28 protein-coding genes and 2 pseudogenes are annotated in these 26,026 nt (G+C 42.8%); 3 read left to right on the top strand and 27 right to left on the bottom strand.

What is annotated here, in order from left to right; genetic code table 11:
* Positions 1-86 precede the first annotated feature (86 nt).
* From HMPREF9389_RS05715 to HMPREF9389_RS05760, 10 genes are all read right to left on the bottom strand, one after another.
* Positions 87-890, bottom strand: coding sequence for a DUF6612 family protein (locus tag HMPREF9389_RS05715; protein ID WP_002929560.1), 804 nt, complete (start codon positions 888-890; stop codon positions 87-89).
* Positions 891-1,090: 200 nt separating this feature from the next.
* The gene (locus HMPREF9389_RS05720) at positions 1,091-2,191 is read right to left on the bottom strand and encodes a nucleotidyltransferase (protein WP_002929558.1); all 1,101 of its coding nucleotides are present in this window, start codon (positions 2,189-2,191) and stop codon (positions 1,091-1,093) included.
* A gap of 1 nt (position 2,192) precedes the next feature.
* Positions 2,193-2,927, bottom strand: a complete 735-nt coding sequence (locus tag HMPREF9389_RS05725; protein ID WP_002929556.1) for a class I SAM-dependent DNA methyltransferase — start codon at positions 2,925-2,927, stop codon at positions 2,193-2,195.
* A gap of 75 nt (positions 2,928-3,002) precedes the next feature.
* Positions 3,003-3,368 (bottom strand): ribosome silencing factor, encoded by a 366-nt coding sequence (rsfS, locus tag HMPREF9389_RS05730; protein WP_002903960.1) that lies wholly within the window; start codon positions 3,366-3,368, stop codon positions 3,003-3,005.
* A 9-nt stretch (positions 3,369-3,377) separates the two neighbouring features.
* Complete coding sequence (locus HMPREF9389_RS05735) at positions 3,378-3,881, bottom strand: cysteine hydrolase family protein (RefSeq protein ID WP_002929554.1); 504 nt, start codon at positions 3,879-3,881, stop codon at positions 3,378-3,380.
* Positions 3,878-4,477 (bottom strand): bis(5'-nucleosyl)-tetraphosphatase (symmetrical) YqeK, encoded by a 600-nt coding sequence (gene yqeK, locus HMPREF9389_RS05740; RefSeq protein WP_002929552.1) that lies wholly within the window; start codon positions 4,475-4,477, stop codon positions 3,878-3,880. The genes HMPREF9389_RS05735 and yqeK overlap by 4 nt, the downstream gene beginning before the upstream one ends.
* A complete protein-coding gene (locus HMPREF9389_RS05745; RefSeq protein WP_002929550.1) occupies positions 4,474-5,106 on the bottom strand; it encodes a nicotinate-nucleotide adenylyltransferase in 633 nt (210 codons plus the stop codon). The genes yqeK and HMPREF9389_RS05745 overlap by 4 nt, the downstream gene beginning before the upstream one ends.
* Before the next feature lie 28 nt (positions 5,107-5,134).
* A complete protein-coding gene (gene yhbY / locus HMPREF9389_RS05750; protein ID WP_002896287.1) occupies positions 5,135-5,446 on the bottom strand; it encodes a ribosome assembly RNA-binding protein YhbY in 312 nt (103 codons plus the stop codon).
* Between the two features lie 104 nt (positions 5,447-5,550).
* The gene (yqeH, locus tag HMPREF9389_RS05755) at positions 5,551-6,657 is read right to left on the bottom strand and encodes a ribosome biogenesis GTPase YqeH (protein WP_002929547.1); all 1,107 of its coding nucleotides are present in this window, start codon (positions 6,655-6,657) and stop codon (positions 5,551-5,553) included.
* Positions 6,658-6,659: 2 nt separating this feature from the next.
* Positions 6,660-7,187, bottom strand: coding sequence for a YqeG family HAD IIIA-type phosphatase (locus tag HMPREF9389_RS05760; protein WP_032906406.1), 528 nt, complete (start codon positions 7,185-7,187; stop codon positions 6,660-6,662).
* Between the two features lie 134 nt (positions 7,188-7,321).
* Here HMPREF9389_RS05760 and HMPREF9389_RS05765 point away from each other — a divergent pair, with 134 nt between their 5' ends.
* Both HMPREF9389_RS05765 and HMPREF9389_RS12375 read left to right on the top strand, forming a co-directional pair.
* Entirely contained in the window at positions 7,322-7,948 is a 627-nt protein-coding gene (locus tag HMPREF9389_RS05765; protein ID WP_002929544.1) for a TVP38/TMEM64 family protein, read from the top strand.
* 69 nt (positions 7,949-8,017) lie between these two features.
* A pseudogene (locus HMPREF9389_RS12375) lies at positions 8,018-8,122 on the top strand (transposase); the annotation flags it as partial.
* A gap of 103 nt (positions 8,123-8,225) precedes the next feature.
* Here the strand turns inward: HMPREF9389_RS12375 and HMPREF9389_RS05770 are convergent.
* From HMPREF9389_RS05770 to HMPREF9389_RS05820, 11 genes are all read right to left on the bottom strand, one after another.
* Positions 8,226-9,272, bottom strand: a complete 1,047-nt coding sequence (locus HMPREF9389_RS05770; RefSeq protein ID WP_032906405.1) for a 2,3-butanediol dehydrogenase — start codon at positions 9,270-9,272, stop codon at positions 8,226-8,228.
* Between the two features lie 121 nt (positions 9,273-9,393).
* Positions 9,394-9,750, bottom strand: a complete 357-nt coding sequence (locus HMPREF9389_RS05775) for a hypothetical protein (protein ID WP_002929539.1) — start codon at positions 9,748-9,750, stop codon at positions 9,394-9,396.
* A gap of 243 nt (positions 9,751-9,993) precedes the next feature.
* The gene (locus HMPREF9389_RS05780; RefSeq protein WP_216725492.1) at positions 9,994-10,650 is read right to left on the bottom strand and encodes a hypothetical protein; all 657 of its coding nucleotides are present in this window, start codon (positions 10,648-10,650) and stop codon (positions 9,994-9,996) included.
* A gap of 78 nt (positions 10,651-10,728) precedes the next feature.
* Positions 10,729-12,162, bottom strand: coding sequence for an Asp-tRNA(Asn)/Glu-tRNA(Gln) amidotransferase subunit GatB (gene gatB / locus HMPREF9389_RS05785; protein WP_002929537.1), 1,434 nt, complete (start codon positions 12,160-12,162; stop codon positions 10,729-10,731).
* Entirely contained in the window at positions 12,162-13,628 is a 1,467-nt protein-coding gene (gatA, locus tag HMPREF9389_RS05790; RefSeq protein WP_002929536.1) for an Asp-tRNA(Asn)/Glu-tRNA(Gln) amidotransferase subunit GatA, read from the bottom strand. Before gatA ends, gatB begins: the two co-directional genes overlap by 1 nt.
* Positions 13,628-13,930, bottom strand: coding sequence for an Asp-tRNA(Asn)/Glu-tRNA(Gln) amidotransferase subunit GatC (gene gatC / locus HMPREF9389_RS05795; protein ID WP_002896305.1), 303 nt, complete (start codon positions 13,928-13,930; stop codon positions 13,628-13,630). The genes gatA and gatC overlap by 1 nt, the downstream gene beginning before the upstream one ends.
* A 203-nt stretch (positions 13,931-14,133) precedes the next feature.
* A complete protein-coding gene (aspS, locus tag HMPREF9389_RS05800; RefSeq protein ID WP_002929534.1) occupies positions 14,134-15,870 on the bottom strand; it encodes an aspartate--tRNA ligase in 1,737 nt (578 codons plus the stop codon).
* Positions 15,871-16,181: 311 nt separating this feature from the next.
* Positions 16,182-16,739 (bottom strand): cysteine hydrolase family protein, encoded by a 558-nt coding sequence (locus HMPREF9389_RS05805; protein ID WP_002929533.1) that lies wholly within the window; start codon positions 16,737-16,739, stop codon positions 16,182-16,184.
* Positions 16,739-17,527 carry a GTP-sensing pleiotropic transcriptional regulator CodY gene (gene codY / locus HMPREF9389_RS05810; protein WP_002903941.1) on the bottom strand — a complete coding sequence of 263 codons (789 nt, stop codon included), beginning with the start codon at positions 17,525-17,527 and terminating at the stop codon, positions 16,739-16,741. Before codY ends, HMPREF9389_RS05805 begins: the two co-directional genes overlap by 1 nt.
* A gap of 201 nt (positions 17,528-17,728) precedes the next feature.
* Complete coding sequence (locus HMPREF9389_RS05815) at positions 17,729-20,314, bottom strand: SEC10/PgrA surface exclusion domain-containing protein (RefSeq protein WP_080560757.1); 2,586 nt, start codon at positions 20,312-20,314, stop codon at positions 17,729-17,731.
* A gap of 321 nt (positions 20,315-20,635) precedes the next feature.
* Positions 20,636-21,850 (bottom strand): pyridoxal phosphate-dependent aminotransferase, encoded by a 1,215-nt coding sequence (locus HMPREF9389_RS05820; protein ID WP_032906403.1) that lies wholly within the window; start codon positions 21,848-21,850, stop codon positions 20,636-20,638.
* 343 nt (positions 21,851-22,193) lie between these two features.
* On the opposite strand from HMPREF9389_RS05820, the gene HMPREF9389_RS05825 reads away from it, so the two are divergent.
* Positions 22,194-22,646 carry a universal stress protein gene (locus HMPREF9389_RS05825; protein WP_002896311.1) on the top strand — a complete coding sequence of 151 codons (453 nt, stop codon included), beginning with the start codon at positions 22,194-22,196 and terminating at the stop codon, positions 22,644-22,646.
* A 178-nt stretch (positions 22,647-22,824) separates the two neighbouring features.
* On the opposite strand, the gene HMPREF9389_RS05830 is transcribed toward HMPREF9389_RS05825, so the two are convergent.
* The 6 genes and pseudogenes from HMPREF9389_RS05830 to HMPREF9389_RS05860 all read right to left on the bottom strand — a co-directional run bounded on the left by HMPREF9389_RS05830 (position 22,825) and on the right by HMPREF9389_RS05860 (position 26,020).
* Positions 22,825-23,142 carry a hypothetical protein gene (locus tag HMPREF9389_RS05830; protein WP_002929525.1) on the bottom strand — a complete coding sequence of 106 codons (318 nt, stop codon included), beginning with the start codon at positions 23,140-23,142 and terminating at the stop codon, positions 22,825-22,827.
* Positions 23,142-23,522, bottom strand: a complete 381-nt coding sequence (locus HMPREF9389_RS05835) for a hypothetical protein (protein WP_216725491.1) — start codon at positions 23,520-23,522, stop codon at positions 23,142-23,144. Before HMPREF9389_RS05835 ends, HMPREF9389_RS05830 begins: the two co-directional genes overlap by 1 nt.
* A gap of 526 nt (positions 23,523-24,048) precedes the next feature.
* A complete protein-coding gene (locus HMPREF9389_RS05845; RefSeq protein ID WP_002929520.1) occupies positions 24,049-24,471 on the bottom strand; it encodes a DUF4304 domain-containing protein in 423 nt (140 codons plus the stop codon).
* A 60-nt stretch (positions 24,472-24,531) separates the two neighbouring features.
* Complete coding sequence (locus HMPREF9389_RS05850; protein ID WP_002929519.1) at positions 24,532-24,855, bottom strand: hypothetical protein; 324 nt, start codon at positions 24,853-24,855, stop codon at positions 24,532-24,534.
* Positions 24,856-24,866: 11 nt separating this feature from the next.
* Positions 24,867-25,580, bottom strand: a pseudogene (locus HMPREF9389_RS05855) (hypothetical protein); the annotation flags it as partial.
* Positions 25,581-25,639: 59 nt separating this feature from the next.
* On the bottom strand, positions 25,640-26,020 hold the full coding sequence (locus HMPREF9389_RS05860; RefSeq protein WP_155114688.1) for a hypothetical protein: 381 nt from the start codon (positions 26,018-26,020) through the stop codon (positions 25,640-25,642).
* Positions 26,021-26,026 lie beyond the last annotated feature (6 nt).

Here is a 26,026-nt window from a genome sequence, read left to right as displayed (position 1 = left end):
CTCTACGGTAGCGAAAAGCAAACAATAAAGGCATGACTTTTCCTTTCTTTCTCAGCTAATAGTTTTGAAGCTATTCTGTCAATGCTTTACTGAGGTGCCTTAAACTCATCTTCATCTATAGTGTTCCAGTCAGAATAATGAGTATCTGTTTGAACATCCATACTACCTTTTTCACCTTTATAAGATAAACCTAGCTTAAAGTCTTTTAAGAATAAGGTCTTTTTATCCAAGCGTACTTCTAACTTCTTATCCATATCTGCCTGAGTAACACCTGACAGCTCTAGTTTGAATTCTTCACCAAAAAGCCCTAGCAAATCAGCATTTTTACTGCTTAATTTAAAGACATATTCATCTCCGCTTTCCTTTACAGTGACATCATCAGCCATTTGATAAAAGCCATCCATGAGTTTGAAATAATCGGGCTGAACATAATAATCTGCCCCGCTTTCCATTTCTTGCTTAGACCATGTTCCATTTTTAGAAGAACGAGTATACAAAAGTTTATCCTCTCCGCCTGGCATAATCGCTTCTTGATAACTCTCCTGACCGCTCTCTTTTCCATCTATGACTAAATGCCCCTTGGCCAGCTCATCTGTGCTTTTATCATACAGAAGATCTCCGCTCATCGTTTGAGTTTTATTGGAACCATCTACAGTGATAGATAATTTCACCTTCATTTTCATTGAAGTTAGATCTTCATTCGCAGTTTCTGCTTTCTCCAAGAGTTCTTCAATATCGTCAGAAGAAGTATTCTTTTGGCTCTCACGGGAGCTATTCTCAGTCCCACCATGATTCTTTTGAGAATGCTTCTGCCCAATCAAGCTACAAGCACCTAAACTAAGCGTAAGCAAGGCTGTAAGTGCCATAAAGGTAATCTTTTGAATTTTCATGAGTCTTCCTCCTTTGAGACATGGATATGAAAGATTATCATCCAATCAAGCCTAGCAAAGTTTTATTGACCGAATATTAGCTTTCATACCAACAGTCAAACCGCTAAAAAGCAAATCATGCTCCTTAGTTAAAACAAGTTTATTCATTTATTATACCATTTTTTATTTTCCACCACAAATAAAGCAAAAAGGCTGAACATTCAGCCTTGCTTGTCTTTCATAATCGGAACCCGTCCAAAATTCTGTTCCGTCAGTGCGAGATCGCCTAGCTGATAGACCTTATCAGCCTGCTGGGTGAGACTATCCCAGGGTTCCTTGCCGATTCGGCTGACCAATTCGACCTTACCTTTAAGGCTGGACAAATGCTGGCGCCCCTGCTCGGAAAAGCCTAAAATATGAACACCTGACGGAAGCTCTTCTTGCCTAGCTCCGACTAGGATATAGGTCAGCAGACGCCGGACCCGAGCCTTGGTATAGCGTTTGGTCGCCACCTGTTCAACTAGCTCTTCTATGGTCTCACTGCTTTTCAAGGCCACTCTAATCCTGACGGCCAACTCCTGATTGACCTGATAAAAGTCTGTTAAATCCGGACAGGTCACTATCTGGTAACGGAGATAAGGAAAGAGGTCCGACCAGGTCACCTTGGGAGCCGTTTCAAGCAAGTGATAGGCTGGAGTATATTTTTTGAGAAAGTCTAGCTGATCCAACTTCTGACGGAGGGCAGTTGCAGAGGCGAATTCCTGATTAGCTGATAAGGAATGGTAGCCAGCCCCCTGACGTTGAATCGGGCACAGCTTTATATCTTTTCCCGCCACGGCCTTGGCATAAGCCAATCCTAGAATATGATTGGGAGTAGAGCCTGAGAAGTTGAGCCCAGCAAACTCCTGCCACATGGCCTGAGTCTTCTGGGGATAGGATAGGGAATCAGGCAGGCCAGCCAGATAAGCCTCCATCTGCTCTGCCTTTTGACCATAGACCCTAGAAATACTCTCATAATCCAGCACTTCCTCGGTCCCAAAAGTCAGATGCTCAATGCCCAGTCTCTCTAAGATGTCTACTGCCCCCTTAGCGAAAAAGTCTGCCGCCTGAACGCTGACCAAGAAAGGCAACTCAAGGACCAAATCCGCTCCAGCTTCCAAAGCCATCTGTGCACGAGTCCACTTGTCCACGATAGCCGGCTCTCCTCGCTGAACAAAATTGCCGCTCATAGCGATAATTTTCAGACCAGAAGCCTGCTCCAGCAGATATTTGTGTCCATTATGAAAAGGATTAAACTCTGCGATAATACCGGTAACTGTCATCTCATTTCTCCGCCACAAAAAACCAGCGAGCGCTCTTGTCAGTTGGCTCCTTGTCCTCAAAGTCCGCGTAGACCTTGACATTCTTAAAGCCAGCCTGCTCCAGCAAGATATCATAGGTCAGAATCTCATAGGTCCGCTCCTCATGCACCTCATCATGGCGCGTGAAACGCCCATCCTCATCTTGGACAAAGAAGGTCAACTCATGTACGATAGAATAAGGCGGTTCGTCCGCATAAGAATCCCACACCATGGCAAAAGTTTCAGCATTTTCATGATAAGAATAGCCTGGAAAAACCTCATCAATCTGGTAAATCGAGTGCACATCAAAGATAAAGCGACCGCCGTCATTTAGATGCTGGTAGACTTGAGTGAAAACCTGACCGACATCGACTTCGTCCTCCATATAGCAAACCGAGTCTGAATAACAAGTCACCAAATCAAACTGACCGATGCCACTCAAATCCAGCATATTACCTTGTATAAAGGGTATGTCCAAACCGGCCTCTCTGCTACGCTTTTCTGCCAAATCCAGCATTTCCTGACTAAGATCCAACCCCGTCACATCAAAACCAGCCTGCTTAAAATAAATAGACTGAATCCCCGTACCACAAGCAAGCTCCAGCAGCTTTTTCTTATCCTTGGGAAAATGACGCAGGCTGAAATCCGTCCACTTCTCATACAAAGAATCATCCATAATCGCATCGTAAACCGACGCGAAGGTTTCATAAGTTGCCATACTTTTCCTTTCAAAAATAGCCCAACCAGCAGGCTGACTGAGCCGAATTCTGATTTCTTGCCTAAAGGCAAAAAATCACTTATTCTTTTCTTCCAATAGGGCTGCAACATCCACACCGGTTGCTTCGTGCCACAACTTTTCCAGATTGTAGTGCGCCCGCATTTCCTCAGAAAAGACATGGACAACGATGCCGCCCAAGTCTAAGAGCACCCAGCCACCAGCTGCGTCTCCCTCAACATGGCCAGCAGAAACACCAGCCTCAGCAGCTTTCTCACGGATATTTTCAGCTACTGCATCCAGCTGACGGCTGTTCATAGAGCTGACGATGACAAAGTAATCTGTCACAGTAGTCAGACCCTGCAAGTCCAATGCCACAATATCTTCTGCACGTTTTTCATCGGCCGCCTTCACGACCAGTTCCAATAATTCTTGTTCTTTCATAGTTCCTCTTTAATTAAAAATGTTTTTGTAATCTCGAACATCCGCAAAACGTCCGTCCCAAATTTTTTGATAAAAAGTATTTATTTTTTCTGCCGAAGCATCTTCCCCATCAAAAGTTGTAAAAGCACCCTCTGGAATGACAAGTTTATAATCAAATTCAAATCCAACTTTAACCGATGCATCTACACAATATTCCGTCTGCATTCCACATAAAACTAGACGACCAATATCTTCTTTATCCAAGTAATCTTTTAAACCAGTCTCTTTAAATATACTATTATACTTCTTCTGAAAGACCTTTTCGTCTGATTTTCGATTCAAGAGAGGAGACAGCTGCCAATCTTCCAATTCACTATCTTCTGGATTTTCAATATGCTGAATATAGATAATTTCGACACCTTTACTCCTAGCCTGATGTTGCAGAAAGGAAATTTTATCCATCATTTTAGCAAACTGAAAACCTGTCTCCACTAAGATATTTTGTACATCTATAATGATTAAAGCTGTTTTCATTCTTCTATTTCCTTTAAATATCCTACAAAGGCATTGTAAGTCTCCAAGGTCCGCGGATAGATGGGCATTCCTTTGTGAGCCAAATGCTCCACCGTCCTTGCTGTTTCATAGGCCACAGCTTGGTTGAGCGACTGCTGGGCCAGCTCTCTAGCCTTGTCCACTCCTGGAAAGTTCCGATTATGCTCAATGTAGTCGGCGACATAGACGACCTTGTCCAGCTCAGACATGGTGCTACTCCCCACTGTATGAACCTCGATGGCTCGCAGAATCTCAGCATCTTTGATGCCTAAATCTTCCTGAATCTTGTAAATGCCCACCATACCATGCCAGACATTATTGCCCCAGTTTTTCAGGTCAGGATTCAGTTTGTATTTGTCAATCAAGGATAGGAAATCCTCATCCGAGACCTTTTTGGCATAATCGTGTAGAAGGCCTGCAAGACCCGCTTTTTCGACGTCAAGACCAAAGCGCTCCGCTAATTCACGGGCAGCCTTTTCCACGCCTAGGCAATGCCGCAAGCGTTTCTCAGACATGACTGTTTCCATCTTAGCCAGCAAGGCCTCACGGCCCATACTGATATAACTTTCATAGGTCATAGATAAAGCCCTTCTTTCTTGATATAGTCTAGCACTGGCTGCGGCAACAGGAAATTAGGAGTCCGTCCCTGAGCCAGAAAATCCCGCACTATACTGGAGGAAATATCCATAAGCGGCACATCCACCCAGATGACAGGGTAAGAAGTCCCCGCCTTGTAACGCGGCCGCTGAACTCCTACAAACTGAACCAGCTCAACCAGTTCATCAATCCGGTACCATTTAGGCAGGTAGTCCACCATATCAGCACCGATGATAAAGTAATAGTCCGTATCTGGATGTTGCTCTGTCAGCAGCTTCATAGTGTCATATGTATAGGAAATTCCCTTGCGTTCCAGCTCAATGGTTTCAATTCCTAAGCCTTCAATACCCTCAATAGCCAGCTCCAGCATTTTCAGCCGATGCTGTTCATCGATGGTCTCTTTCTTATCCACATGCGGCGGCTCGTACTCTGGCATGAGCAGGACCTGATCCAAGCCCAACTGTTGACGGACCTGATCCGCCACGACCAAATGAGCATTGTGGACAGGGTTGAAATTCCCACCTAAAATGCCAATCTGCTTGCGTTTTTTATCTTTAACTTCTGGTTCTAATTCCACCTTGGTAAAGGGGGTCAGTAATTCAATAGCCATAGGCTGATATCTCCACAGAAATCTTTCCTTAAATTTGCTTGACTTTGACAGAGAGTTTGCGATTTTCCTTCTTGCTGGACTGCTTGTAGAGAATCAAGATCCGGCCAATCTTCTGCACTGTATCCACTCCGATTTCTTCTTCCAAAATCTCAGCAACTTCATGGATATTCTCATCTGTATTCTGCAAGAGCGTAACCTTGATCAGTTCTCGCGCATCTAGTGCCTGACGGACACTGGTTTTGATTTGGTCGTTGAGTCCATTTTTCCCAATCTGAATGATAGGTTTGAGACTATGTGCCTGACTGTTGAGAAAGGCGCGTTGTTTTGATGTTAGTGTCATGTTCTTCTATAAGGCTTGAGACAGTTGGGACCTGCTTTTCCCACTGCTCATAGCCTTTTCCTTCCTTATTTTAAGGAGATTTATTCCCCTTGGTTTCTTGAGTATTATATAATAGCTTTCCGAGTGACAACCGTCACACCCTCTGGCGCCCAGCCAGCTACTCGAGCAGGACCACTGACGCGAATCCAACCCAGACCCGAGAAGACGATATCTGTCTTGTCCTTGATGGTAAATTCATGCTTGACCAAGGCTGGAAACTCTTCCTTTTCCTTGCCAACCGGTGGCACTAAGAGACTACCGACATGCTTGTCATAAAAGCCGCTGGCGCCTTCCAACTTGGTCCGGTGGAGCTTGAGCTCATTGTCAAAATAAGCCGTGAAGCCCTGCTTGTCACCTGCCACAAAGTCAAAGCGGCCTAGGCCACCCAAAAAGAGGGTTTGCTCAGGATTGAGCTGGTAGGTTTTGGGTTTGATTTCCTTTTTGGGACTGATGTATTTGAGATTATTAGCAGAAAGATAGTGAGCCATCTGGTGACGATGGATAATGCCCGGCGTATCATAGATATGACTGCCGTCCGCTAAAGGAATCTCGATTTTGTCCAGAGTTGTACCCGGGAAACGCGAAGTCGTAATAATATCCTTATCACCCGTGATTTCCTGAATAATGGCGTTAATCAAAGTGGATTTGCCGACATTGGTCACGCCGACCACATAAACGTCACGTCCCTTGCGGCAATGCTCAATCTTGTCAATCAAGTCCTTTATTGCCTGCTTGTTCTGAGCAGAGGTCAGGACCACATCGACTGGTCGCAAACCTTCCTCATGAGCCCGCTCCGTCAGCCATTGGGTCACCTTGCTATCCTTGACCGACTTAGGCAGAATGTCCTTTTTATTCCCGACCAAGAGAACATCATTTCCTGCGATAAAACGAGGCAGACCAGGAATAACCGATCCATTAAAGTCAAAAATATCAACAACATTGACGACCAAGGCGTCACTATCTCCAACCTCATGCAGAAGCCGCAGAAAGTCATCATCCGTCAGCTGGACATCGCTGATTTCATTATAATGGCGCAGGCGGAAACAGCGCTGACAATAGAGTTCACCTGTCTCCAAGCCTTTTTCTAGAGCTGATTGGGGCGTGTAGCCCAGCTTACCCTTATCTTCTGTCTGAATAGTGGCTCCGCAGCCGATACAGAGAAGTTCTTCCATGCTTAAATTCCTTTTTTGTATTGAATTGGGCCGTATTTTTCAGTTATTTTTTTGAGCACACGGCGTTCACGCGCCCGATTGATCTGAGTCTTGATAGAGTCGTGCTCAACCAGTGGCTTAACCAAAATGGAACGAATCCCGGCCCGATGAGCAGCCCGAATATCCGTCATAAGCTGGTCGCCCACCATGACCACTTCCTTTTTTTCAAAATGAAAAAGCTTGAGCGCCCGATCAATTCCCCAAGTGAAGGGTTTCATGGCCCAGTAGATATAGTCAATTTCAAACTTTTCAACAGCCCGCTTGACCCGTTTTTGGTTATTATTGGACACCAGGATAATCCGAATGCCTGCGTCCCGCAAATCATGAAGCCACTTCTTCATCTCTGGGGTTCCGTCAGGATTATTCCAAGCAATCAGGGTGTTGTCCAAATCCACCAAAACCGCTTTGATCCCCTGTTTTTTCAAACTCTCTACTGTCAAATCGTAAACTGCCTCGACCGCAAAGTCTGGCATATAATCTTCAATCGCCACATCTCTCTCCAAAAATTCGTATTTTCATTATTATAGCATAAAATGGGCTTTTTGGCACCTTCAGTCTCAAAGGTTACAAAAAGGACAAAAGATGATATTATAGTGGTGATAGTATAAATGTCCTGGAGGTTTGTATGGCAGAAAAAAACAGACAGATGCAGGCTGTTTCCCCTCTTTTGCAAAAGATTATCAACTGGTCGTCCGCCATTGGCGCTCTAGGAACGGTGGCCTTTTGTCTTTGGGCCTATTTCGCTGGCATCCTCCATTCCAAGGAAACTCTCTCAGCCTTTATCCAGCAGGCTGGCATCTGGGGACCACCTCTCTTTATCTTCCTGCAGATTCTACAGACGGTCGTGCCCATTATCCCTGGCGCCCTGACCTCTGTCGCTGGTGTTTTCATCTACGGCCATATCGTTGGCACCATTTATAACTATATCGGCATTGTCATTGGCTGCGCCCTGATATTTTATCTGGCGCGCACCTATGGTCCGGCCTTTGTCCAGTCTGTCGTCAGCAAGCGCACCTATGATAAATATATCGGATGGCTGGATAAGGGTAATCGCTTTGAGCGCTTCTTTATCTTCATGATGATTTGGCCCATCAGTCCAGCAGATTTTCTCTGCATGCTGGCGGCCCTGACCAAGATGACTTTCAAAAAGTACATGCTGATTATCCTTCTCTGCAAGCCCATCACTCTCGTCATCTATACCTACGGACTGACTTATATCATTGATTTTTTCTGGAAAATGGTCTCCAAATAAAAAAGAAGTTGAATTGAACCGCACCCCAAAAGTTAGACAGAAAAAATCTAACTTTTGGGGTGTTTTTAAATGAAACTAACTTATGAGGATAAAGTTCGAATCTATGAACTAAGAAAACAAGGAATCAGCTTAAAGCGACTTTCAGAAAAATATGAAATGAACCTTTCAAAACTTTTGACATCCAACCTCTTTCTAAATCTTTACTTATTACAGCACAAACCATAAAGAAAAATCAGCCAGTTTTGACTGATTTTCGTCTCATGATTAAGCAAAGATTTTATTCTGGCGATACCAAAATCTTGATCTGCGCCTTGTCCTGAGTCAGCTCGATAAAGCCTTCTTGCACAATATCCTCTAGCTTAATCTTCTTGGTCACAAGCTTGTCAGCAGAGAAATAGCCCTGCTCCATCAGTTCCAGCACCTTAGGGAAAATATGCCGATAGGCGATAATACCCTTAAGCGATTTTTCTTGAATGGCAAATTCATTAGGGTTGATGCTAGCTTCTCGTTCCCAGATAGAAACCACCATACATTCTCCGGCCTTGTGGACAGCAGCTAAAGCTTGTCCCAGCACAACCGGCACCCCAGTCACTTCATAAGACACATCTGCCCCACCACCAGTTAAACGCTGAATAGCAGCTACCACATCTTCTCCTTCTTCTGGTCGCACAATGATGGCCCCAAGCTCCTCTGCCTTGGCTTGGCGTTCTGGAGATAATTCAACTCCATAAATCTTAGAGGCACCGGCTGCCCGCAAAGCCTCAATAATCAAGAGCCCGATTGGCCCCAAACCGAAGACAACCGCTGTATCGCCCGTCTTAAGAGCTGACTGACGGACTGCGTAAACAGCCACAGCAGCAGGTTCTGTCAAGGCTGCCTGCTCATAGCTAAGGCTGTCTGGAACTTTGTGAACAATGTCTCCATCCAAAACACAGTATTTGGCAAAACCACCGTCAGCCGCCAAACCGACAAAGTTTAGATTAGGATCCAGATTATAATCACCGACAAGATTATGCTTAGCTAAAATAGGTTCAACTGTCACTCGATCGCCAACTTTGACCCGTGTCACAGCACTGCCGACCTCAACAATTTCCCCAGCAAACTCATGTCCTAAAGTTACAGGCGCTTTCTGACCAGAGTAGACATGCTCTGTTTCTGTCGGAATAAAAATCGGTCCATCCAGATATTCATGCAAGTCAGTTCCACAGATTCCTGTATACTTGACCGCAATTTTGACCTGATGCGGTTGGACTTCCGGTACATCCACTTCTTCAATACGGACATCTTTAGCGCCATACCAACGCGCAGCATTCATTTTTGCCATAAACATACCTCGCTTTATAATTTGTTAGTTTTATTGTAAACCCTTTCAGAAATCTTGTCAAAAGATTAGCTACATTTTCAAAAAATAGCATACAAAAAACCAGCATCAGCTGGTCTTAGACTTATTCTGCAATTCTAGCCGAGTAAAACGGAAAAAGAAACATTAAAACAATATAAAGAATCAAGAGAATCGCACGGAGCAATCCGCCAAATAGAAAAGCAATCACTAAAGTTCCTAAACAAATAGAAACATTAGTAAAATTTGTTTCAATCAGCAAGGTTTGTCCTGCTTTAACTGTCACTGGCTTGGTTTTCATAGGAGCTGCTCCTACACGAACAACAGCTTCTTCCCCCTCAATAGGGAAGACAGCCTCATCACCATTCTTAATTGCGCCCACTTTCTGATCATTAATAAAGATTGGAAACTTTCCAATAATTCCAACAAAACCTGTCCCACGTTTCACTTTGATTTCCGACATAAAAGACTCCTTTGTTTTTTTAATTATTTTAACATAACTAATGGCTAAATAAAAGGCTGTTATATTAAAAAACTAGGCTATTAGTTGTCTATAACATAAGAAACATATGGTCGCCTTTATTCCTTATCTCTTAATTTGACTGCTTGATATATGACTTTTACTATTTTCAAATATATAAACATAATAAGGAATATTTGCTGAAACATTCTCACACCCGTCTATAATTACTTTTTTATTCACTAATCACTCCATATCTATCACAATTGAATTCGTAATTACAAGTAATCGTTCTTCGTCAGAGAATTCTAGTATAAGCTCAAAATGACCCTCGCTATTAATTATCACATCAACAGAGGTTGAGCAATCTTTTTTTAATCCATACTTTTCTTTTAAATTATTAAAATATTTACTTGCATCTACAATATTATAATCAATCCGTTTCATACCTGTACCAGAATATTTAGTCATGTAATCAAAAATAGATAATTCTTGGAAAAATTTAGGCTCTAATTTCAGATTAAAAACTTCTAAATCATACTCTTGAGGAACCTCCTTATTATATTGTAATTTTCTGTTATTATAATGAACAAGAAACTCCGTAGTTTGTCCCCCTTGCTCAATTGCATATTCTCCTGTATTATCAGGTTTTAAATAAACACTGCTTGATATCTTACTATTAGCATTTTCATCCATCATAAAAATTTTACTGCTATATAATTTCACATTTGACAAATCTTTTTCTTCTTCTGCTAAAAAGTCAAAAAGTGGCTGAAACTCTTTCTCCAACTCGTACTGTTCTTTTGTGCGATTTTCTGGTATTTTCTCTCCGCAGGCACTCAATCCTATCATTATTAATAATCCACCTAGTAGGAGAATAATTATTTTTGAGGGTCGTTTCATATCTATAGCTCCTATGCTTTTTACATATTTTATTATCCACAACAAAAACCAGCCTCACGACTGGTTTTCTACTTATTTCTACAATTTCTCCAACTCTTCATTGAGCAGTTTTTGTGCTACTTGCGGGTTGGCTTGCCCCTTGGTGGCCTTCATCAATTGACCGATCAGGGATTTAGCTGCATTCTTGTTGCCGGCTTTATAATCATTGATAGCTTTTTCATTATCCGCAAAGACTTGCTGGATAATAGGAAGAAGTTGGTCAGGGTCTGAGATTTGAATCAGGCCTGCTTTCTGCACATACTCTTTAGCAGAGCCTCCATTTTTGGCTAGATAGACAAAGACCTTCTTAGCAATCTTAGAGGAAATCGTTCCGTCTGCAATCAGAGCAATCATCTCAGTCAGATTCTCAGGTGTCAGCTCAATCTCAGAGATAGTCTTGCCTTCGGCATTGAGGTATTGAGCTACTTCTCCTTGGAGCCAGTTAGAGACAGCCTTGGCGTCAGCGCCTGCCGCAACAGCTGCTTCAAAGAAGTCTGACACAGCCTTCGTAGCTGTCAACTGCTTGGCATCGTAGTCAGACAGACCGTAGTCGCCCACATACTTAGCTCGACGTTCTTTTGGAAAGGCTGGCAGGCTACTGCGAATTTGCTCAATCCAAGTATCTTCAATCTCAAAGATCGGCAGATCAGGCTCTGGGAAGTAACGGTAATCCGCTGAACCTTCCTTAACCCGCATGAGCAGGGTTTCGCCAGTTGCTTCATCGTAACGACGGGTTTCCTGACGGATTTGGCCACCACTGCGTAGGATTTCTGCTTGGCGTTTTTCCTCAAACGCCAGACCCTTACGGACAAAGTTGAAAGAGTTAAGGTTTTTCAGCTCAGTCTTGGTACCAAATTCTTCCTGACCGTAAGGACGGATAGAAATATTGGCGTCAACACGCATGGAGCCCTCTTCCATCTTGACATCAGAAATGCCCGTGTACTGGATGATTTCCTTGAGGGCAGTCAGATAGGCATAAGCTTCTTCTGGACTGCGCATATCTGCTTCCGATACAATCTCAATCAGTGGCACACCTTGGCGGTTGAGGTCCACATAAGAGTAGCCATCGCTGCCGTGGGTATTCTTTCCAGCATCTTCTTCCAAGTGGGCCCGCTCGATACGGATTTTCTTGGTCGTGCCATCTTCTAGCTCAATCTCAATCCAGCCATTGTAGCCAATCGGCTCATCAAACTGAGAAATTTGATAGGCTTTTGGATTGTCCGGATAGAAGTAGTTCTTGCGGTCAAAGTGCATCTTCTGGTGAATATCCATGTTCAAGGCCAGAGCAGCCTTGATACCATAGTCAATGACACCCTTGTTCATAACAGGCAGGACACCTGGGAAGGACCAGTCAATGATATTGGTGTTGGCATTGGGATCCTCACCGAAGTGAGCTGGAGCCGGTGAGAAAATTTTTGAATTGGTCTTCAATTCAACATGGACTTCCAGTCCGATAACTGTTTCAAAGTTCATTATTTTTCACCTCCAAAGATAACTGGCTGCTGTTTGTGGTAGTCAGTCGTCGCTTCAAATGCTGCGGCTGCCTGATAGATGGTTGCTTCATCAAAGTGGTTCCCAATCAGCTGCAAGCCGACAGGAAGACCATCTGCAAAGCCAGCTGGGATTGAAATGCCCGGCAGGCCAGCCAGATTGACTGGAATGGTCAAAAGGTCAGCCAAATACATGGCCACAGGATCTTGGTTTTGGCTGCCCAAGTCATAAGCTACCGTCGGTGCAGTTGGACCTAAGATCAAATCATATTTTTCAAAAACCTTAGCAAAATCTTGCATAATCAAGGTCCGAACCTGACCAGCTTTCTTGAAGTAGGCATCGTAGTAACCAGATGACAGGCTGAAAGTTCCCAGCATGATGCGGCGTTTCACTTCTTCACCAAAGCCTTCGCTGCGAGATTTGACATAGACATCTTCTAGATTTTCAATGCCTTCTGCGCGGTAGCCATAGCGAATACCGTCAAAACGCTGCAGGTTAGAGCTAGCCTCAGAGGAAGCAATGATATAGTAAACAGCTACACCGTACTTGCTGTGAGGCAGGCTGACTTCTTCAACGATAGCACCTAGGCTTTCCAAATGCTTCGCTGCTGCTAAAATCGTTTCCTTAACCTTGCTGTCAATTCCCTCACCCATGTATTCCTTAGGCAAGGCAATCTTCATACCCTTAATGTCTTGGCCAATCTTGCTGGTAAAGTCTGGCACTGCCTCTTGTGATGATGTAGAGTCCTTAGGATCATTACCAGAAATAACATTCAAGAGCTGAGCATTTTCTTTAACAGTCTGTGAGAAAGGCCCTATCTGGTCTAAAGAAGAACCAAAAGCAATGAGACCAAAACGAGAAACCCGTCCGTAGGTTGGCTTGAGGCCGACTACACCGTTAAAGGAAGCCGGCTGACGAATAGAACCACCCGTATCTGACCCCAGTGACAGACGAACCTGACCAGAGGCAACAGCTGTCGCTGATCCACCAGATGATCCACCTGGAACCTTGCTGCTGTCCCAAGCATTCTTAGTCGTCTTAAAGTAAGAGTTTTCGCTGGATCCCCCCATGGCAAACTCGTCCATGTTGGTCTTCCCGACGATAATCATGTCCTTACCGTAGAGCTTCTCCACGCTGGTAGCATCGAAAATCGGCTTGTAATTGTAGAGTATTTTGGAAGCAGCCGTCGTCAAAATTCCCTTGGTGGAGATATTGTCCTTGACTGCCAGCGGAATTCCGCTCATAAGATTGTCAGCATCAATGCCCTTGGCATCCAGAGCCGCAGCCTGAGCCAAAGCCTCCTCTTCGCTGACAGTAATGAAGCTGTCCACAGCCGCTTCACGTTCTTTGATGTCTGCCAAAGTTGCCTGAGTTAACTCTACCGCAGAAATTTCTTTCTTGACCAGCAAATCGTGCAGCTCTTCAATAGTCTTGTGATTAAAAGTCATTAGGCATCTCCTCCGTCATCTAGGATGGCAGGCACTTTGATGTAGCCCCGCTCTTTTTCAGGTACATTTTGGAAAAGCTCTTCCCGATTCCAGCCAGGCTGAGCCACATCTTCTCGCATATAGTTGATATTGGCAGCTACATTAGAAGTGAAAGGCACCCCTTCCGTGTCCACTTCATTGAGCAATTCGACCATGTCGACAATCTTGGTTAAGGTCGTCGCAAACTCAGCTGTTTCTTCTGGTGAAAAAGCCAGTTTTGACAGCTTAGCAACGTGACTTACTTCTTCTTGAGTAATCTTCATCTCTGATTCCTTTCATAAGATATGTGAACTTTAGCGACTGAAAATAACAATTTCTAGATGACATCTTTATTTCCAAGCTTCAGCTCACCTTTACTTTGACAAGCTAGGGATGCTGATTTATTTGCCATCCGCTAGCTCTTTTCTTTAGCTTCTTCCTGCTATTCTTCAGGAATTCGCATCATTTCATTTTACCATATTTCAGGCTAATTCTTCAATTCCAAATGCAGTTCTTTGAGCTGTCTTTGGTCCACCAAACTTGGACTTTCCAGCATAGGATCAAAGCCAGTACCATTTTTCGGAAAAGCGATGACTTGGCGGATATTTTCTTCCCCAGCCAAAATCATAACCAAGCGATCTAAGCCTAGAGCCAAGCCACCGTGCGGTGGGAAGCCGTACTCTAAGGCCTCTAGGAAGAAACCAAAGTCCCGCTCATAGTCTTCTCGGCTCATGCCCAATAGCTCAAACATCGCTTCCTGAGCCTTCCGTTCATGAATCCGCAGGCTCCCTCCGCCAATCTCATAGCCGTTTAAGGCGATGTCGTAAGCGTGGCTGCGGAATTGGCCTGGCTCCTGTCCATCTTCAAAGATTCCCTGTGTGAAAGGATGGTGCATGGCTTGATAGCGGTTTTGGTCTTCATTCCACTCCAGCAGAGGCCAATCCACAACCCAAAGGAAATGAAGCAGACTCGGGTCAATCAAATCCAAAGCTTTTGCGAGTTCTATACGCAGATGTCCCAAAGCTTCCTGAGCCCGACGCTTCTTGGCCATGACTAGCAGGATGAGGTCTCCATCCTTGGCCTCAAAACGTGCTAGTAAATCCTGACTTTCAGCTTCAAGGGTACTAGCCAAATCACCAATCAACTGGCCACCTTCAACCTTGAGACTGGCAAAACGACTGCAGCCAAATTCCTTCATTTCCTGATAGTAGTGACTCAGCTGTTTCTTGCTAAAAGCACTAGTCGCACCTGGCACACAGATTCCCATCACTTCCTCTTGGTTATCCAAGGCTTTCTTGATGAGAAGAGAATCATTGGACTGACACAAATCCGTCAAACTCTTTAGCTCTAAACCAAAGCGTGTATCTGGCTTATCAGAGCCGAAGCGGCTCATAGCCTCTTCATAGCTGATAGTTGGAAAATCTTCCGTCAGCTCTAAACCATGAGTTTTCTTGACAACAGCCTTGAGCATAGCTTCAACCAGAGCTCGGATTTCTTCCTCGCTGGCAAAACTCAGCTCTAAGTCCACCTGGGTAAACTCTGGCTGACGATCGCCTCGCAAGTCTTCGTCACGGAAACAACGAACAATCTGATAATAGCGCTCGAGTCCAGCCCCCATCAGTAACTGCTTGAGCATCTGCGGGCTCTGCGGCAGCGCGTAGAATTGGTTTTTAAAAATCCGACTAGGAACCAAGAAATCTCTAGCCCCTTCAGGAGTCGACTTGGTCAGATAAGGCGTCTCCACTTCCAAAAAGTCCAAACCGTTTAAATATTCCCGAATGGTTGAGGTGACCTGATGACGAAGTTTGAGGTTCTGTGTCATCTTCTCACGGCGCAAGTCCAGGTAGCGGTATTTCTGACGCAGGTCTTCCCCTGTATGGGCATGCTGGTCCAGCTCAAAAGGCAGGGCCTTGCTGCTAGCAATAACCTCAATCTTCTCTGCCCTCAGCTCAATCTGACCAGACTTGATGGACTTATTGACAAAACGCTCTTCCCGCTGAACCACTTGCCCCGTCACTGCAATGATATCCTCTTTGCCAATGTCTTCCAGCTTAGCAAAATCTTCAATCTCACCGCCAACGAAGACCTGAAGCAAGCCCTCGCGGTCCCGCAACTCAATAAAGGCTAGTTTGCCGTGATTGCGGATATTGGCCACCCAGCCAGTCGCGGTCATGGTCTGTCCGACTTGCTCTAAACCATAGTTTCCGATAAAGATTTCTTTCATGTTCTTTCCCTCTCAAATCAATTTGTAGCCCCGCCCTGCTGTCAAGGATATTTGAAGCATTCTTTTATCATCTTCACTGGATCTACTACAAAATAAAAAGCTTCCGTCTCTAAAACAGACGAAAGCCGTGGTACCACTGTTATTCGCCGCCCTAAAAGGCAGCCTCTGAGCTCGTAACGTGAGCGACGTTTGTGCTTAATCACACAAAAGATTACGAAACATGTTCTTCGGTTTTTGCTTTCTTGGTGCTGCTCTCAGCTATCAGCACTCTCTGTGCAAGTCAGCAAGCCTACTCTGCTTCTCTTTTACTCTTAAATTGTATCTATTATAGTCGAACCCAGGACATTTTGCAAGTGGTTTAAGGCAAATTTGTGATTTTCCTCTGACAGAGAAGCCACTGCCGGCTCTACCACCTGAATCTGATAACCAAGATTATAGGCATCAATCGCTGTATGCAAGACGCAAATATCCGTCAAGACTCCAGTCAAAATGACTGTATCTATCTTTCTTTCTCGCAGGCGGATATCTAAATCCGTGCCGGAAAAAGCAGAATAATGGCGCTTATCCATCCAAAAGACCTGAGAATCCGCTTTATGCTTGTCATAAAAATCAGCCAAAGGGCCGTAAAGGTTGCGACCGCTGGTCCCTTTGATATTGTGAGGCGGGAACAGCTTGCTTTCAGGATGAAAGGCATCATTCTCATCATGGGCATCAATAGCAAAGAAGATATAATCTCCTCGGTCAAAAGCTGCCTCCGTCACTTGAGCAATGGCTTCAGAAATCGCCTGAGCTGGCTCTCCAGCTGTCAACTTGCCCTCATCTGCGACAAAATCAACTGTATAATCAATGGAAATCAGTGCTTTTGGCATTAGTAGTCCCTCTTTTTAATTTCATCAAAGACATCGGGAATCAGGACTTTTAGATAAGTTCCTTTCATCCCCAGCGAACGGCTTTCAATAATCCCAGCACTTTCCAACTTACGCAAGGCATTGACAATCACTGAGCGGGTAATCCCAATGCGATCAGCAATGACAGACGCTGTCAGCTGGCCTTCATTGCCATTGAGCTCGCCCAGAATAGCTGAAACAGCCCTCAGTTCTGAATAAGACAGGGTATTGACTGCCATGGTCACTGCCGTCCGGCGGCGGATATTTTTCTCATCCTCTTCCCGCTGGAAGTTAAGCAGCTGGATACCAACCACTGTGCTGGCAATCTCAATCAAAATCAGATCATCGTCCGCAAATTCCTTGTCATTGCGCCAGATAATCAGTGAGCCTAGACGAATCCCTGAAACATGGATAGGGGCAATGGTTGTCAACCCATCCGGAAACTCATCCTTGGTCTCCACTGGGAAAATCGTCAAATCATGTGCAACTGGCAGATTAGCCTCTGTTTCATAGACCAGATTGGCTTCGTGAACGTATTCCTCTGGGAAATTCTTATCCTGGAAAAAAGCTTCCACTCGGTCATTATTGGTCTTGTAGCGCATGAAATAACCTAAAAGACGGCCCTTGCTATTGATAATGCAGGCATTGCAGTGGATAATATCAGCCAACTGGCGCGTAATAGCATTGTAGGGTAGCTCTTCCTGCATCTGCTCCTCTGAGCGCTTCAAAATTGACGTAATTTTTCGTGTTTTTTCTAGTAAATTGGCCATGTTTTTACCTCATATTTATTAGCTTCATTGTAACATAAAAGCAGTGAAATTTCAATAATTATCTGAAAATTTTTTATTGAAAAACAATTACATACAATTCGATAAAATAAAGAATTTTTCAAGTATATGACTTGATATATCAAGCCATATTAAACAAAAAACAGTCAAAATTTTGACTGTTTTTGATTGATTTTGTTCTTTCTAATCAAGAGAACGTTTCTTGTAGAATAATTTCATAGCCATGAGGAGAAGCATTTGGCCTGCTAGAAGAAGCCAAGAAGAGTTTTCTCCTGTCTTAGGTAAGACATGACCTGAAGCGGCCGCCTGTTTATGGTTTACAGGGCTAGCACTTCCAGCAGCACCAGTAGTTCCAAGAGCTGTATGCTGAGGAGCTCTTGCTTGTCCAGTAAGCGATGAGCGAGCGAAGTGCTCCTCTGTATGAGCCAAAACAGACTGGTAATAGCGAATATCTTCTTCCTTATTTTGTTCAGCATAAGTTTGAGCTAGCAAGTCGTATGTAGCCTTAGCTTGTGCTTGAACTGCAGTTAAAACTGCTACTTTTGCTTCTTGATCTGTTTGAGCTGTAAGAGCTGTTTGGTAAGCTGCCTGAGCTGCGGCTAGCTTGCTTTTAGCTTGTTCCAAGTTTTCTTCTGCATTTTCAAGATTTGACAATGACTCTTTAGCTGTTTGCAAGGCTGCTTCAGCATCTGTAACAGCTTTTTCAAGGTTAGTCTTTCTTTCTTTTGCTGCATTCAAAGCTGCTTCTAGCTGAGCCAACTTATCTGATTCAGTTTTTAGAGCTGCTTGAGCTGCAGCAACTGTTGCTTGAACAGCAGTCAGAGCTGCTTGAGCCTGAGTTAATTTTTCCGCTTTAGTCTTGTCATCCAAGTTTGAGTTTTTCAGAGCCTCCTGTGCTGCTGCCAAAGCTGCTTGATCAGCGGCCAACTTCTCTTGAGCTGCGGCAAGAGCTGCTTGAGCCTGAGCAGTTGCTGACTCACCTGCTTGAGCTTGCGCCTGAGCCAGTTGCTGGTTGGCTTGCTCTAAAGCTGCAGCTCTCCGATTATAAGTAGACTGGGCAACTCCCTTAGATGCCAGAGCCAGTTGATTGGCCTTGAAGGCGGCATCATAGGCTGTTTGAGCCTTGGCTACTTCCTGCGGATCTACTTTTGCTGTTGGAGCTTTTCCTGTAATAGGGCTGGCATTGAAGTTCTTTTTGCTAGCATATTTGACTTGATCTTCTGACACCATGGTGAAATGAGCCATAGTGATGTCGCCTTCCATTGAGAAATCAACTCCTAGATAGTTTTTCTGGCGACCAGTATTGAGACCAGAGATTGATGTAGCATGCAGCCATTCGTAGCCATTGAACATGAATTCAACAACAGAATCATAGACCCGTCGCTTCATTTCAGCCACACTCATCTGATTAGCATTTTCTCTCCAGATGTAGGCGTTTTCATAGTACTGGAGACCTTTACTCTCCTGCTCAGCACTTGTGGTCATCAAACCATATTCACGCGCTACGCGGTTAATTCCTCGAGCGTCGTGATGGTATTTCTCCATCAAGTCCCAGTTCCAGTTGTCTTTGCGGTATTCTGTTGCCACTTTATCAGCGAAATCAACCGAAGATGGTGTCACAACTACTTCACCTGTTCCCATCTGAGCACGCAACTGGTTGATGAGTTCTGAAGCAAACTGTGAAAGTTCCTGACGAACATTCTGTGGAATATTGTTGGTATCAATCAAAGCTTTGCTATCTGTAGGATCAGCTACATAACGGTTGAGAGCCTTAGCACTGGCATTAAGTGCAGCCAGTCTATTTTGAATCTCTTTAGTTTTTTGCTCTGATAAATTTGGTGCAATTAGCTCTCTCAAGGCTGCAATGTATTCCGGAGTCATAGACACACGGTTTTTATTGCTAGAAGCTTCAGTAGTAATCGTTCCAGCTTGAGCCTTTTTCAAAGCTTGTTGAGCTTGATTCAAGTCTGACTGGGTCTTCTCAGCTGCAGCAGTTTTATCCTGCAAGTTCTTCTGAGCAGCATCACGAGCCGTCTTAGCCTGAGTCTGGTTAGTCTGAGATTTTGTTACCTCAGCCTGCTTCTGACTGTCAGTCTGGCGAGCTGTAGCTACTTTTGATTGAGCTGTTTCAACAGCAGACTGGTCAGCTGCCACCTTATCTTGGGCTGCTTTCACATTCTTTTCTGCCTTAGCTGTAGCTTCACCGCTTAGGTTAGCCTGAGCTTCCTTCACGTCATTTTGAGCTTTAGCAAGGCGTCCTTCTTGAGTTTTCGCTTGCTCTTGAGCTTCTTTAGTCTTAGCTGCCTGAGCATCGCGCTCAGCTTGAGCCGTCTTGGTTGCTTGGTCAGCTTTAGCCAGTTCTGACTTGTTGCTGTCCACTTGAGCTTTTTGATTGCTCTCTTCTTGCTTAGCTGTTTCAATAGCTTCCGGACCAGCTTTATCAGCTGCCTCCTGTGCCCAGTTAGCTTCAGCTTGTGCTTGCTCGACCTGACTTTGAGCCGCAGCAGTATTTGCCTGAGCTTGAGCCAAATCAGCTTTCCCTTGTGCAACATTGCTGTCGGCTTCTTGTACAAGAGCCTGAGCAGCGTCTACCTGTTCTTTCGAAACAGATTCATCCTTCTGTGTGTTTTCTGCCTGTGGTTGGCTTTGACTAACGGGCGCATCAGAATAAGACTGATTATCAACTAATTGATCAGCCTGAACTCCTTCTGCGAGCACCAAAGACAATGCCGCTGCACTGACAGAAAAAGCACTAAGTGTCTTTTTCATTGTCAATATAATCTCCTCCACTTTTTCATCATTGTTTAAAACATTGACAAACACATTCTATCACGTTTGTCTTCAAGAAGGAAGACGCTAACACATTTTTTTAAGCATTTTTGGACAGATGCATAAAAAATGTTGGACAAAATCCTAAAAAATGTCGGTAAAACCGCCTATAATTTTTACCAATCGATCTCAAATTCGGTTTTCAGAGCATCTTAATTTTTTTATTTTTGCAATTCAAAGATAGCCATCAAACTAAAAAATATGTAAGATAGATAAGAAAAAGACCGGAATATTTTCCAGCCTTTTTATAACATCCGCTTATTAACGGCGATATTGGCGCAAGAAGCGCGTCATTTTTTCTTGGATTTGAGCTAGTTCATCTACTCGAGGCAGATAAACAATTCGGAAATGATCTGGTTCCTGCCAGTTAAAGCCTCGTCCATGGACGAGAAGGACTTTCTCCTGTTTGAGAAAATTGAGCACAAACTGCTCATCATCGTCGATGCGATACATGTTACGGTCAATTTTCGGGAAAATATAGAGACCGGCTTTAGGTTTTACAGCTGATAGCCCCGGAATATCCTGAATAGCCTGATAGATGAAATTACGCTGCTCATAGATACGGCCACCTGGCAAGAGCAGTTCATCTACGGATTGATGCCCTCCGAGCGAGGTTTGAACAACCTGCTGAGCCAAGACATTGGAGCACAGGCGCATGTTGGAGAGCATATTTAATCCTTCAATATAGCCCTTAACATGATGCTTAGGCCCAGATAGCACCATCCAGCCAACCCGGAAGCCTGCAATGCGGTGCGACTTGGAAAGACCATTCATGCTGACGCAGAAAAGGTCGGGTGCTAGACTAGCCACAGAGGTATGGACATTGCCGTCCATCACCATGCGGTCATAAATTTCATCCGCAAAGATAATGAGATTGTTCTGGCGAGCAATTTCCACAATTTCCAGCAGAAGTTCCTTAGGATAAAGTGCTCCCGTTGGATTGTTAGGGTTGATGATAATGATAGCCTTGGTATTAGAGGTAATTTTTGACTTGATGTCGTCAATATCTGGATACCATTCTGCCTGCTCATCACAGACATAGTGAACAGCATTCCCACCAGCCAGACTGACTGCAGCCGTCCAGAGTGGGTAGTCTGGCATTGGCACCAGCACCTCATCCCCGTCATCCAGCAATCCCTGCATGGACATGACAATCAGCTCGCTGACACCATTTCCCAGATAAATGTCATCAATATCTACATTAGGAAAATTCTTAAGCTGGCAATATTGCATAATGGCCTTGCGGGCTGAAAAAATTCCCTTGGAGTCAGAGTAACCTTCACTGTCACGCGCATTCATAATCAAATCATGAATGACCTCATCCGGAGCGGTAAAACCAAATTCAGCCGGATTCCCAGTATTAAGGCGGAGAATCTTTTCGCCATTGGCCCGCATGCGCATAGCTTCATCCAAAACCGGACCGCGAATATCATAGGCAACATGTTCCAGCTTGCTGGACTTGTCAAATTCTTTCATTCTTATTTTTCCTCTATTCATCAGAATGTTATCATTATACCACCAGAAAAAGCGATTGACAACAAAAAATAAACTCGCTTTTCATGTAATTAAAAAGAGAATCATAGGATACAAAACGCTATTCTTCTTCTAATTCCTCAAAGTAAAGGACTTTTTCTCAGCTTGCAATTTTCTGACAGCATTTCCATTTTATCTTTACTTTTTTTCTGAAAAGGGTTACAATAGAAACAAGAAAATAGTTGCAAATCACTCGGACGTTATGGACTGATTGATTTTTGGTCAGCCCAATCATTCTGTGAATGATGCGACGTCCTTTGCTGACCATTTTAGAGGAGGTAGCTCTATGACTCAGAAATATGAAAACATTATGGTTGCTGTGGACGGTTCTCACGAATCCGAACTAGCCTTTGAAAAAGGTGTTAACGTGGCTCTCCGAAACGGCTCTCGTCTCACCATCGCCCACGTCATTGACACCCGGGCTTTGCAAAGTGTCTCAACCTTTGATGCAGATGTCTACGAGGACTTACAGGAAGATGCCAAAAAGCTGACAGCAGAGCTGAAAGAAAAGGCTCAAAAATCTGGTATCAAGTATGTTGATATTGTCATTGAGATGGGCAATCCCAAAACTCTCTTGGCTACAGATATCCCAGAAGAGCACAAGGTAGATCTGATTATGGTCGGTGCTACCGGCCTCAATGCCTTTGAACGGCTGCTAGTCGGTTCTTCATCTGAATATATCCTGCGCCACGCCAAGGTTGACTTGCTGGTGGTCAGAGACCCAGAAAAAACTTTATAAAAACTAGAGCAGTTCACTGACTGCTCTAGTTTTTTGTTTATGCGAGATATTGTCTTTTTAACATTTGTTACATCCTATTATTTACTACTAGGAAAAGCTGAAATAATCTTTTTCTCAGAGTCTAAATATATCGTAATCTATATAATTTAAATATCAACATATTCTGTGACAACAGTTCTTACATAAGAATCATTCCATTATCTAATATAACTTTATAGTCTTCAATATTTGTATTTTCATTGTCGTACCATGCATTTACTATCTGAGCTTGATTATCAATTATTTGAGCAATTTCAAATTTGAAATTTTTATAAGGAGCAAAGCTTGGCTCTTCAACTAGTATTTCTCCCATTTTATCTTTTGTTTCTAATAATATTCTCAAGCAATTTTCATTATCAATTAAAATTTCTAGACTAATATTTTTTTGTTTTAGAATATTAATGTTTTCTGATAGCCACTCTTTAGTCACTTTTTTTACTTCTTGAAGTCGACTCATTACTTTTCTCCTCTGATATTTATATTACGAGCATCCGGCATGTCTGTTATGGCTGGCAAGCTCTTCTTTTGATTTAACCTATCAATTAGAGAGCCTGGACCTGGGATTTGTCCCCATCCTTCTTTTCCAGCTGGATAAAGACTTTGGGAATTAACATCAAATTCTGTAAAAACGCTTCCTGGTTTAGCAGCTGGAAATGCTTCAATATTAGAAGGAGTAGCAACATATGTTGTATTTCCATTCGGTGACATTTGAACTTTACCAGAATCAATCTTCTTTGTATATTCTTCCCTTGACATCCAGCGTCCTACAGTTGACATCTCATCTACAATAGGGTTATCTAAGCCACCAACATTAATTTTAGGTAATTTGGAGTCCAATTCTTTGATAGAAGTTGAGGACCAACCACCGGCTGACTCCCCACACTTGAATTCCTCACCGCATCCTTAATCTGATAATACTCATTAATCTGGGCATCAGCTCTTTGTGTTTGTATATCCTTATTATAAGCCCGAGTACTCCAAGCTGCTGTCCCTACCATGAGGAAGTCATAACCCGCTTTTATACTTGGTGCGTACTTAGTATAGTTTGTGGCATAATTCAGGAGTTCCTCATCAGCCTCTTTGCCTGTGACTGGATCAAGACCCGTTTCAGCGATATAGTCAAAACGTTTTTACTCGAAGTTAGGATCGTGTTTGCTTAACAAATTTATGATGCGAAAAGGGCAAGGAAATCACTCTTACCCCAATTTCTTTATACTAGTTCAATCTTCTAAGATTACGGGAAAAATATCTTCCCCTCTAAATCAGTATTTTCAAATGTATAATATTTATTTTCATAAGCAAAACATTGTGATTTCAAAGTTTCGCCAACAATTTTTTTGAATTCTGTATTATTCATTAAAAATTAGAAGCCTAGATATTCTTTCACACGTTTTTTACAAAGAAACTTGAAGTGAGGGTACAACTCAAAATAATTTGCTAATCCATCATCAAAAGCAGGCTGAATCAACATTTTGATATTACTATTAATAGAAGCCACCAAACTTTCTGAGGTTATCTTCTCTAGATTATAGCTATCTAGGTCCTGATAAATAAATCTGCCACCAAAGTCTTCCAAACCTTGTTTATATGGAGGTAATTTCCCATCATAAATGCCTTTGATCAAAAAGCCGTAATTGATATAAAAAGAGTTCTCAAAGTTAGATTTTTGAAAGCCAACAAATACCTTTAAATCAGTATTTTCAAATGTATAATATTTATTTTCATAAGCAAAAACTTGTGATTTCAAAATTTCGCCAACAATCTTTTTAAATTCTGTTTTGTTCATAATTTACCTCTTTATTAGTAAGTATCTAAGACACCCTTATCTTTCATAAATACAATTCACTCAACAAGACTTTAAAAATTGTGAGAAAGGCTCAGGAATTAAAATAGCTTCTGAAAACAAAACTGGAACATATTTTTCTGGATTTCTAAAAACCACTTCCTGATAAGTATTATCTTTTTTCCATTCAATACGGTCGTATTCAATTTGCTCATCGCTAGAATTAATAATAATAAGTATATTCTCTCTCAATCCAATTGAGATAATATCATTCAATAAAGTAATGTTATAATTTTTCTTTAGGCAAAAGTATGAAAATATTCTACTCACTATTGCATCTTCTTCTAAAAATGATTGTAGTAATTCAATTAAATCTATTTTATCCATCTTAATTTCCTTTATTTTTGTAATGGAATTCTAACAATTTCCCCATTATAGGTAGTCTTCAAATATGGCTTTCCATGTATATTATCTGTCGCATTCTCATATCCATAATTTAATTGCCATGAATTTCCTTTACCGTCATAATATCTCGCTCCATCGCCCCTTTTCAAAGGCGCTTTCCTATAACCTTGAAGTTCATTGTCTAAAAAAGCCTCAACACTTTTAATATTCGCGTTATCAAAGCTATCTATATCATTCAAATTAAACTTCAAATTATTGGAAACTTCTACGCCTCCAGTGTTTATAGCAGGAGCATCAGTATTCCCTCCTAGATTAATCTCCGACACCATCGACTGACTTCCCATAATTGTCTTAGTTTCAACTTCCGGCAATTCTAGTGTCCAATTCTTTGATGGAAGTTGAGGACCAACCACCGGCTGACTCCCCACACTCGAATTTCTCACCTCATCCTTAATCTTATAATACTCATTAATCTGGGCATCGGCCCTTTGTATTTGTATATCCTTATTATAAGCCCGAGTACTCCAAGCTGCTGTTCCTACCATTAGGAAGTCATAACCCGCTTTTATACTCGGTGCATACTTGGTATAGTTTGTTGCATAATTCAGGAGTTCCTTATCAGCCTCTTTGTTTGTGACTGGATCAAGGCCCATTTCAGCGATATAGTCAAAACGTTTTTGCTCAAAGTTAGGATCGTGTTTGCTTAAAAAATCTATGATACGAAAAGGGCAAGGAAAGCATCCTACCCTAAATTCTTTATACTATATCAATCTTCTAAGATCACTGGAAAAATATCTTCCCCTCTGTACATTTTTTCTTCCATTTCTTTCCACTCAATAACTAATTTATATAGTTGATCAGTTGAAATAAAGCAAGGTTCCCCAAGGCTCTCATCATCCATTTGATAGTATACTTCTGTTTCTTCTTTACCTATATCAATATTTAGCATATTACCGCCAAAGTCTGATTCTTCTTTTTGACCAGTAACAACTGCTTTCAATTCTTTATAAATATGAGGGTAAAAATTATGAACCTCAGAATTTAAAAAGTCTGACAACGATTGAAATTTTTGATCTGTAAACTTCAAAACTAACATTATGTCATTTTCTTCATTTCCAAAAACCAAAACTGAATATGTTCTCTCCATTAACCT

The sequence above is a fragment of the Streptococcus sanguinis SK355 genome, from assembly GCF_000212855.1.
Classification (GTDB): domain Bacteria; phylum Bacillota; class Bacilli; order Lactobacillales; family Streptococcaceae; genus Streptococcus; species Streptococcus sanguinis_A.
This window is presented reverse-complemented; position numbering and strand designations above follow the sequence as displayed.

Excerpts from the sequence above, each read along its gene's own strand:
- codY (WP_002903941.1), bottom strand. The coding sequence starts at position 17,527 with ATGGCCAATTTACTAGAAAAAACACGAAAAATTACGTCAATTTTGAAG.
- yqeH (WP_002929547.1), bottom strand. The coding sequence starts at position 6,657 with ATGGAAGAACTTCTCTGTATCGGCTGCGGAGCCACTATTCAGACAGAA.
- HMPREF9389_RS05830 (WP_002929525.1), bottom strand. The coding sequence starts at position 23,142 with ATGAGTCGACTTCAAGAAGTAAAAAAAGTGACTAAAGAGTGGCTATCA.
- HMPREF9389_RS05805 (WP_002929533.1), bottom strand. The coding sequence starts at position 16,739 with ATGCCAAAAGCACTGATTTCCATTGATTATACAGTTGATTTTGTCGCA.
- HMPREF9389_RS05775 (WP_002929539.1), bottom strand. The coding sequence starts at position 9,750 with ATGTCGGAAATCAAAGTGAAACGTGGGACAGGTTTTGTTGGAATTATT.
- gatA (WP_002929536.1), bottom strand. The coding sequence starts at position 13,628 with ATGACTTTTAATCACAAGACTATTGAAGAGCTGCACGATTTGCTGGTC.
- aspS (WP_002929534.1), bottom strand. The coding sequence starts at position 15,870 with ATGAAAGAAATCTTTATCGGAAACTATGGTTTAGAGCAAGTCGGACAG.
- HMPREF9389_RS05715 (WP_002929560.1), bottom strand. The coding sequence starts at position 890 with ATGAAAATTCAAAAGATTACCTTTATGGCACTTACAGCCTTGCTTACG.
- HMPREF9389_RS05820 (WP_032906403.1), bottom strand. The coding sequence starts at position 21,850 with ATGAAAGAATTTGACAAGTCCAGCAAGCTGGAACATGTTGCCTATGAT.
- HMPREF9389_RS05860 (WP_155114688.1), bottom strand. The coding sequence starts at position 26,020 with ATGGAGAGAACATATTCAGTTTTGGTTTTTGGAAATGAAGAAAATGAC.
- HMPREF9389_RS05720 (WP_002929558.1), bottom strand. The coding sequence starts at position 2,191 with ATGACAGTTACCGGTATTATCGCAGAGTTTAATCCTTTTCATAATGGA.
- rsfS (WP_002903960.1), bottom strand. The coding sequence starts at position 3,368 with ATGAAAGAACAAGAATTATTGGAACTGGTCGTGAAGGCGGCCGATGAA.
- HMPREF9389_RS05765 (WP_002929544.1), top strand. The coding sequence starts at position 7,322 with ATGGCAGAAAAAAACAGACAGATGCAGGCTGTTTCCCCTCTTTTGCAA.
- HMPREF9389_RS05850 (WP_002929519.1), bottom strand. The coding sequence starts at position 24,855 with ATGGATAAAATAGATTTAATTGAATTACTACAATCATTTTTAGAAGAA.
- yhbY (WP_002896287.1), bottom strand. The coding sequence starts at position 5,446 with ATGACACTAACATCAAAACAACGCGCCTTTCTCAACAGTCAGGCACAT.
- HMPREF9389_RS05815 (WP_080560757.1), bottom strand. The coding sequence starts at position 20,314 with ATGAAAAAGACACTTAGTGCTTTTTCTGTCAGTGCAGCGGCATTGTCT.
- gatC (WP_002896305.1), bottom strand. The coding sequence starts at position 13,930 with ATGAAGATTACTCAAGAAGAAGTAAGTCACGTTGCTAAGCTGTCAAAA.
- gatB (WP_002929537.1), bottom strand. The coding sequence starts at position 12,162 with ATGAACTTTGAAACAGTTATCGGACTGGAAGTCCATGTTGAATTGAAG.
- HMPREF9389_RS05735 (WP_002929554.1), bottom strand. The coding sequence starts at position 3,881 with ATGAAAACAGCTTTAATCATTATAGATGTACAAAATATCTTAGTGGAG.
- HMPREF9389_RS05725 (WP_002929556.1), bottom strand. The coding sequence starts at position 2,927 with ATGGCAACTTATGAAACCTTCGCGTCGGTTTACGATGCGATTATGGAT.
- yqeK (WP_002929552.1), bottom strand. The coding sequence starts at position 4,477 with ATGACCTATGAAAGTTATATCAGTATGGGCCGTGAGGCCTTGCTGGCT.
- HMPREF9389_RS05845 (WP_002929520.1), bottom strand. The coding sequence starts at position 24,471 with ATGAACAAAACAGAATTTAAAAAGATTGTTGGCGAAATTTTGAAATCA.
- HMPREF9389_RS05825 (WP_002896311.1), top strand. The coding sequence starts at position 22,194 with ATGACTCAGAAATATGAAAACATTATGGTTGCTGTGGACGGTTCTCAC.
- HMPREF9389_RS05770 (WP_032906405.1), bottom strand. The coding sequence starts at position 9,272 with ATGGCAAAAATGAATGCTGCGCGTTGGTATGGCGCTAAAGATGTCCGT.
- HMPREF9389_RS05780 (WP_216725492.1), bottom strand. The coding sequence starts at position 10,650 with ATGAAACGACCCTCAAAAATAATTATTCTCCTACTAGGTGGATTATTA.
- HMPREF9389_RS05745 (WP_002929550.1), bottom strand. The coding sequence starts at position 5,106 with ATGGCTATTGAATTACTGACCCCCTTTACCAAGGTGGAATTAGAACCA.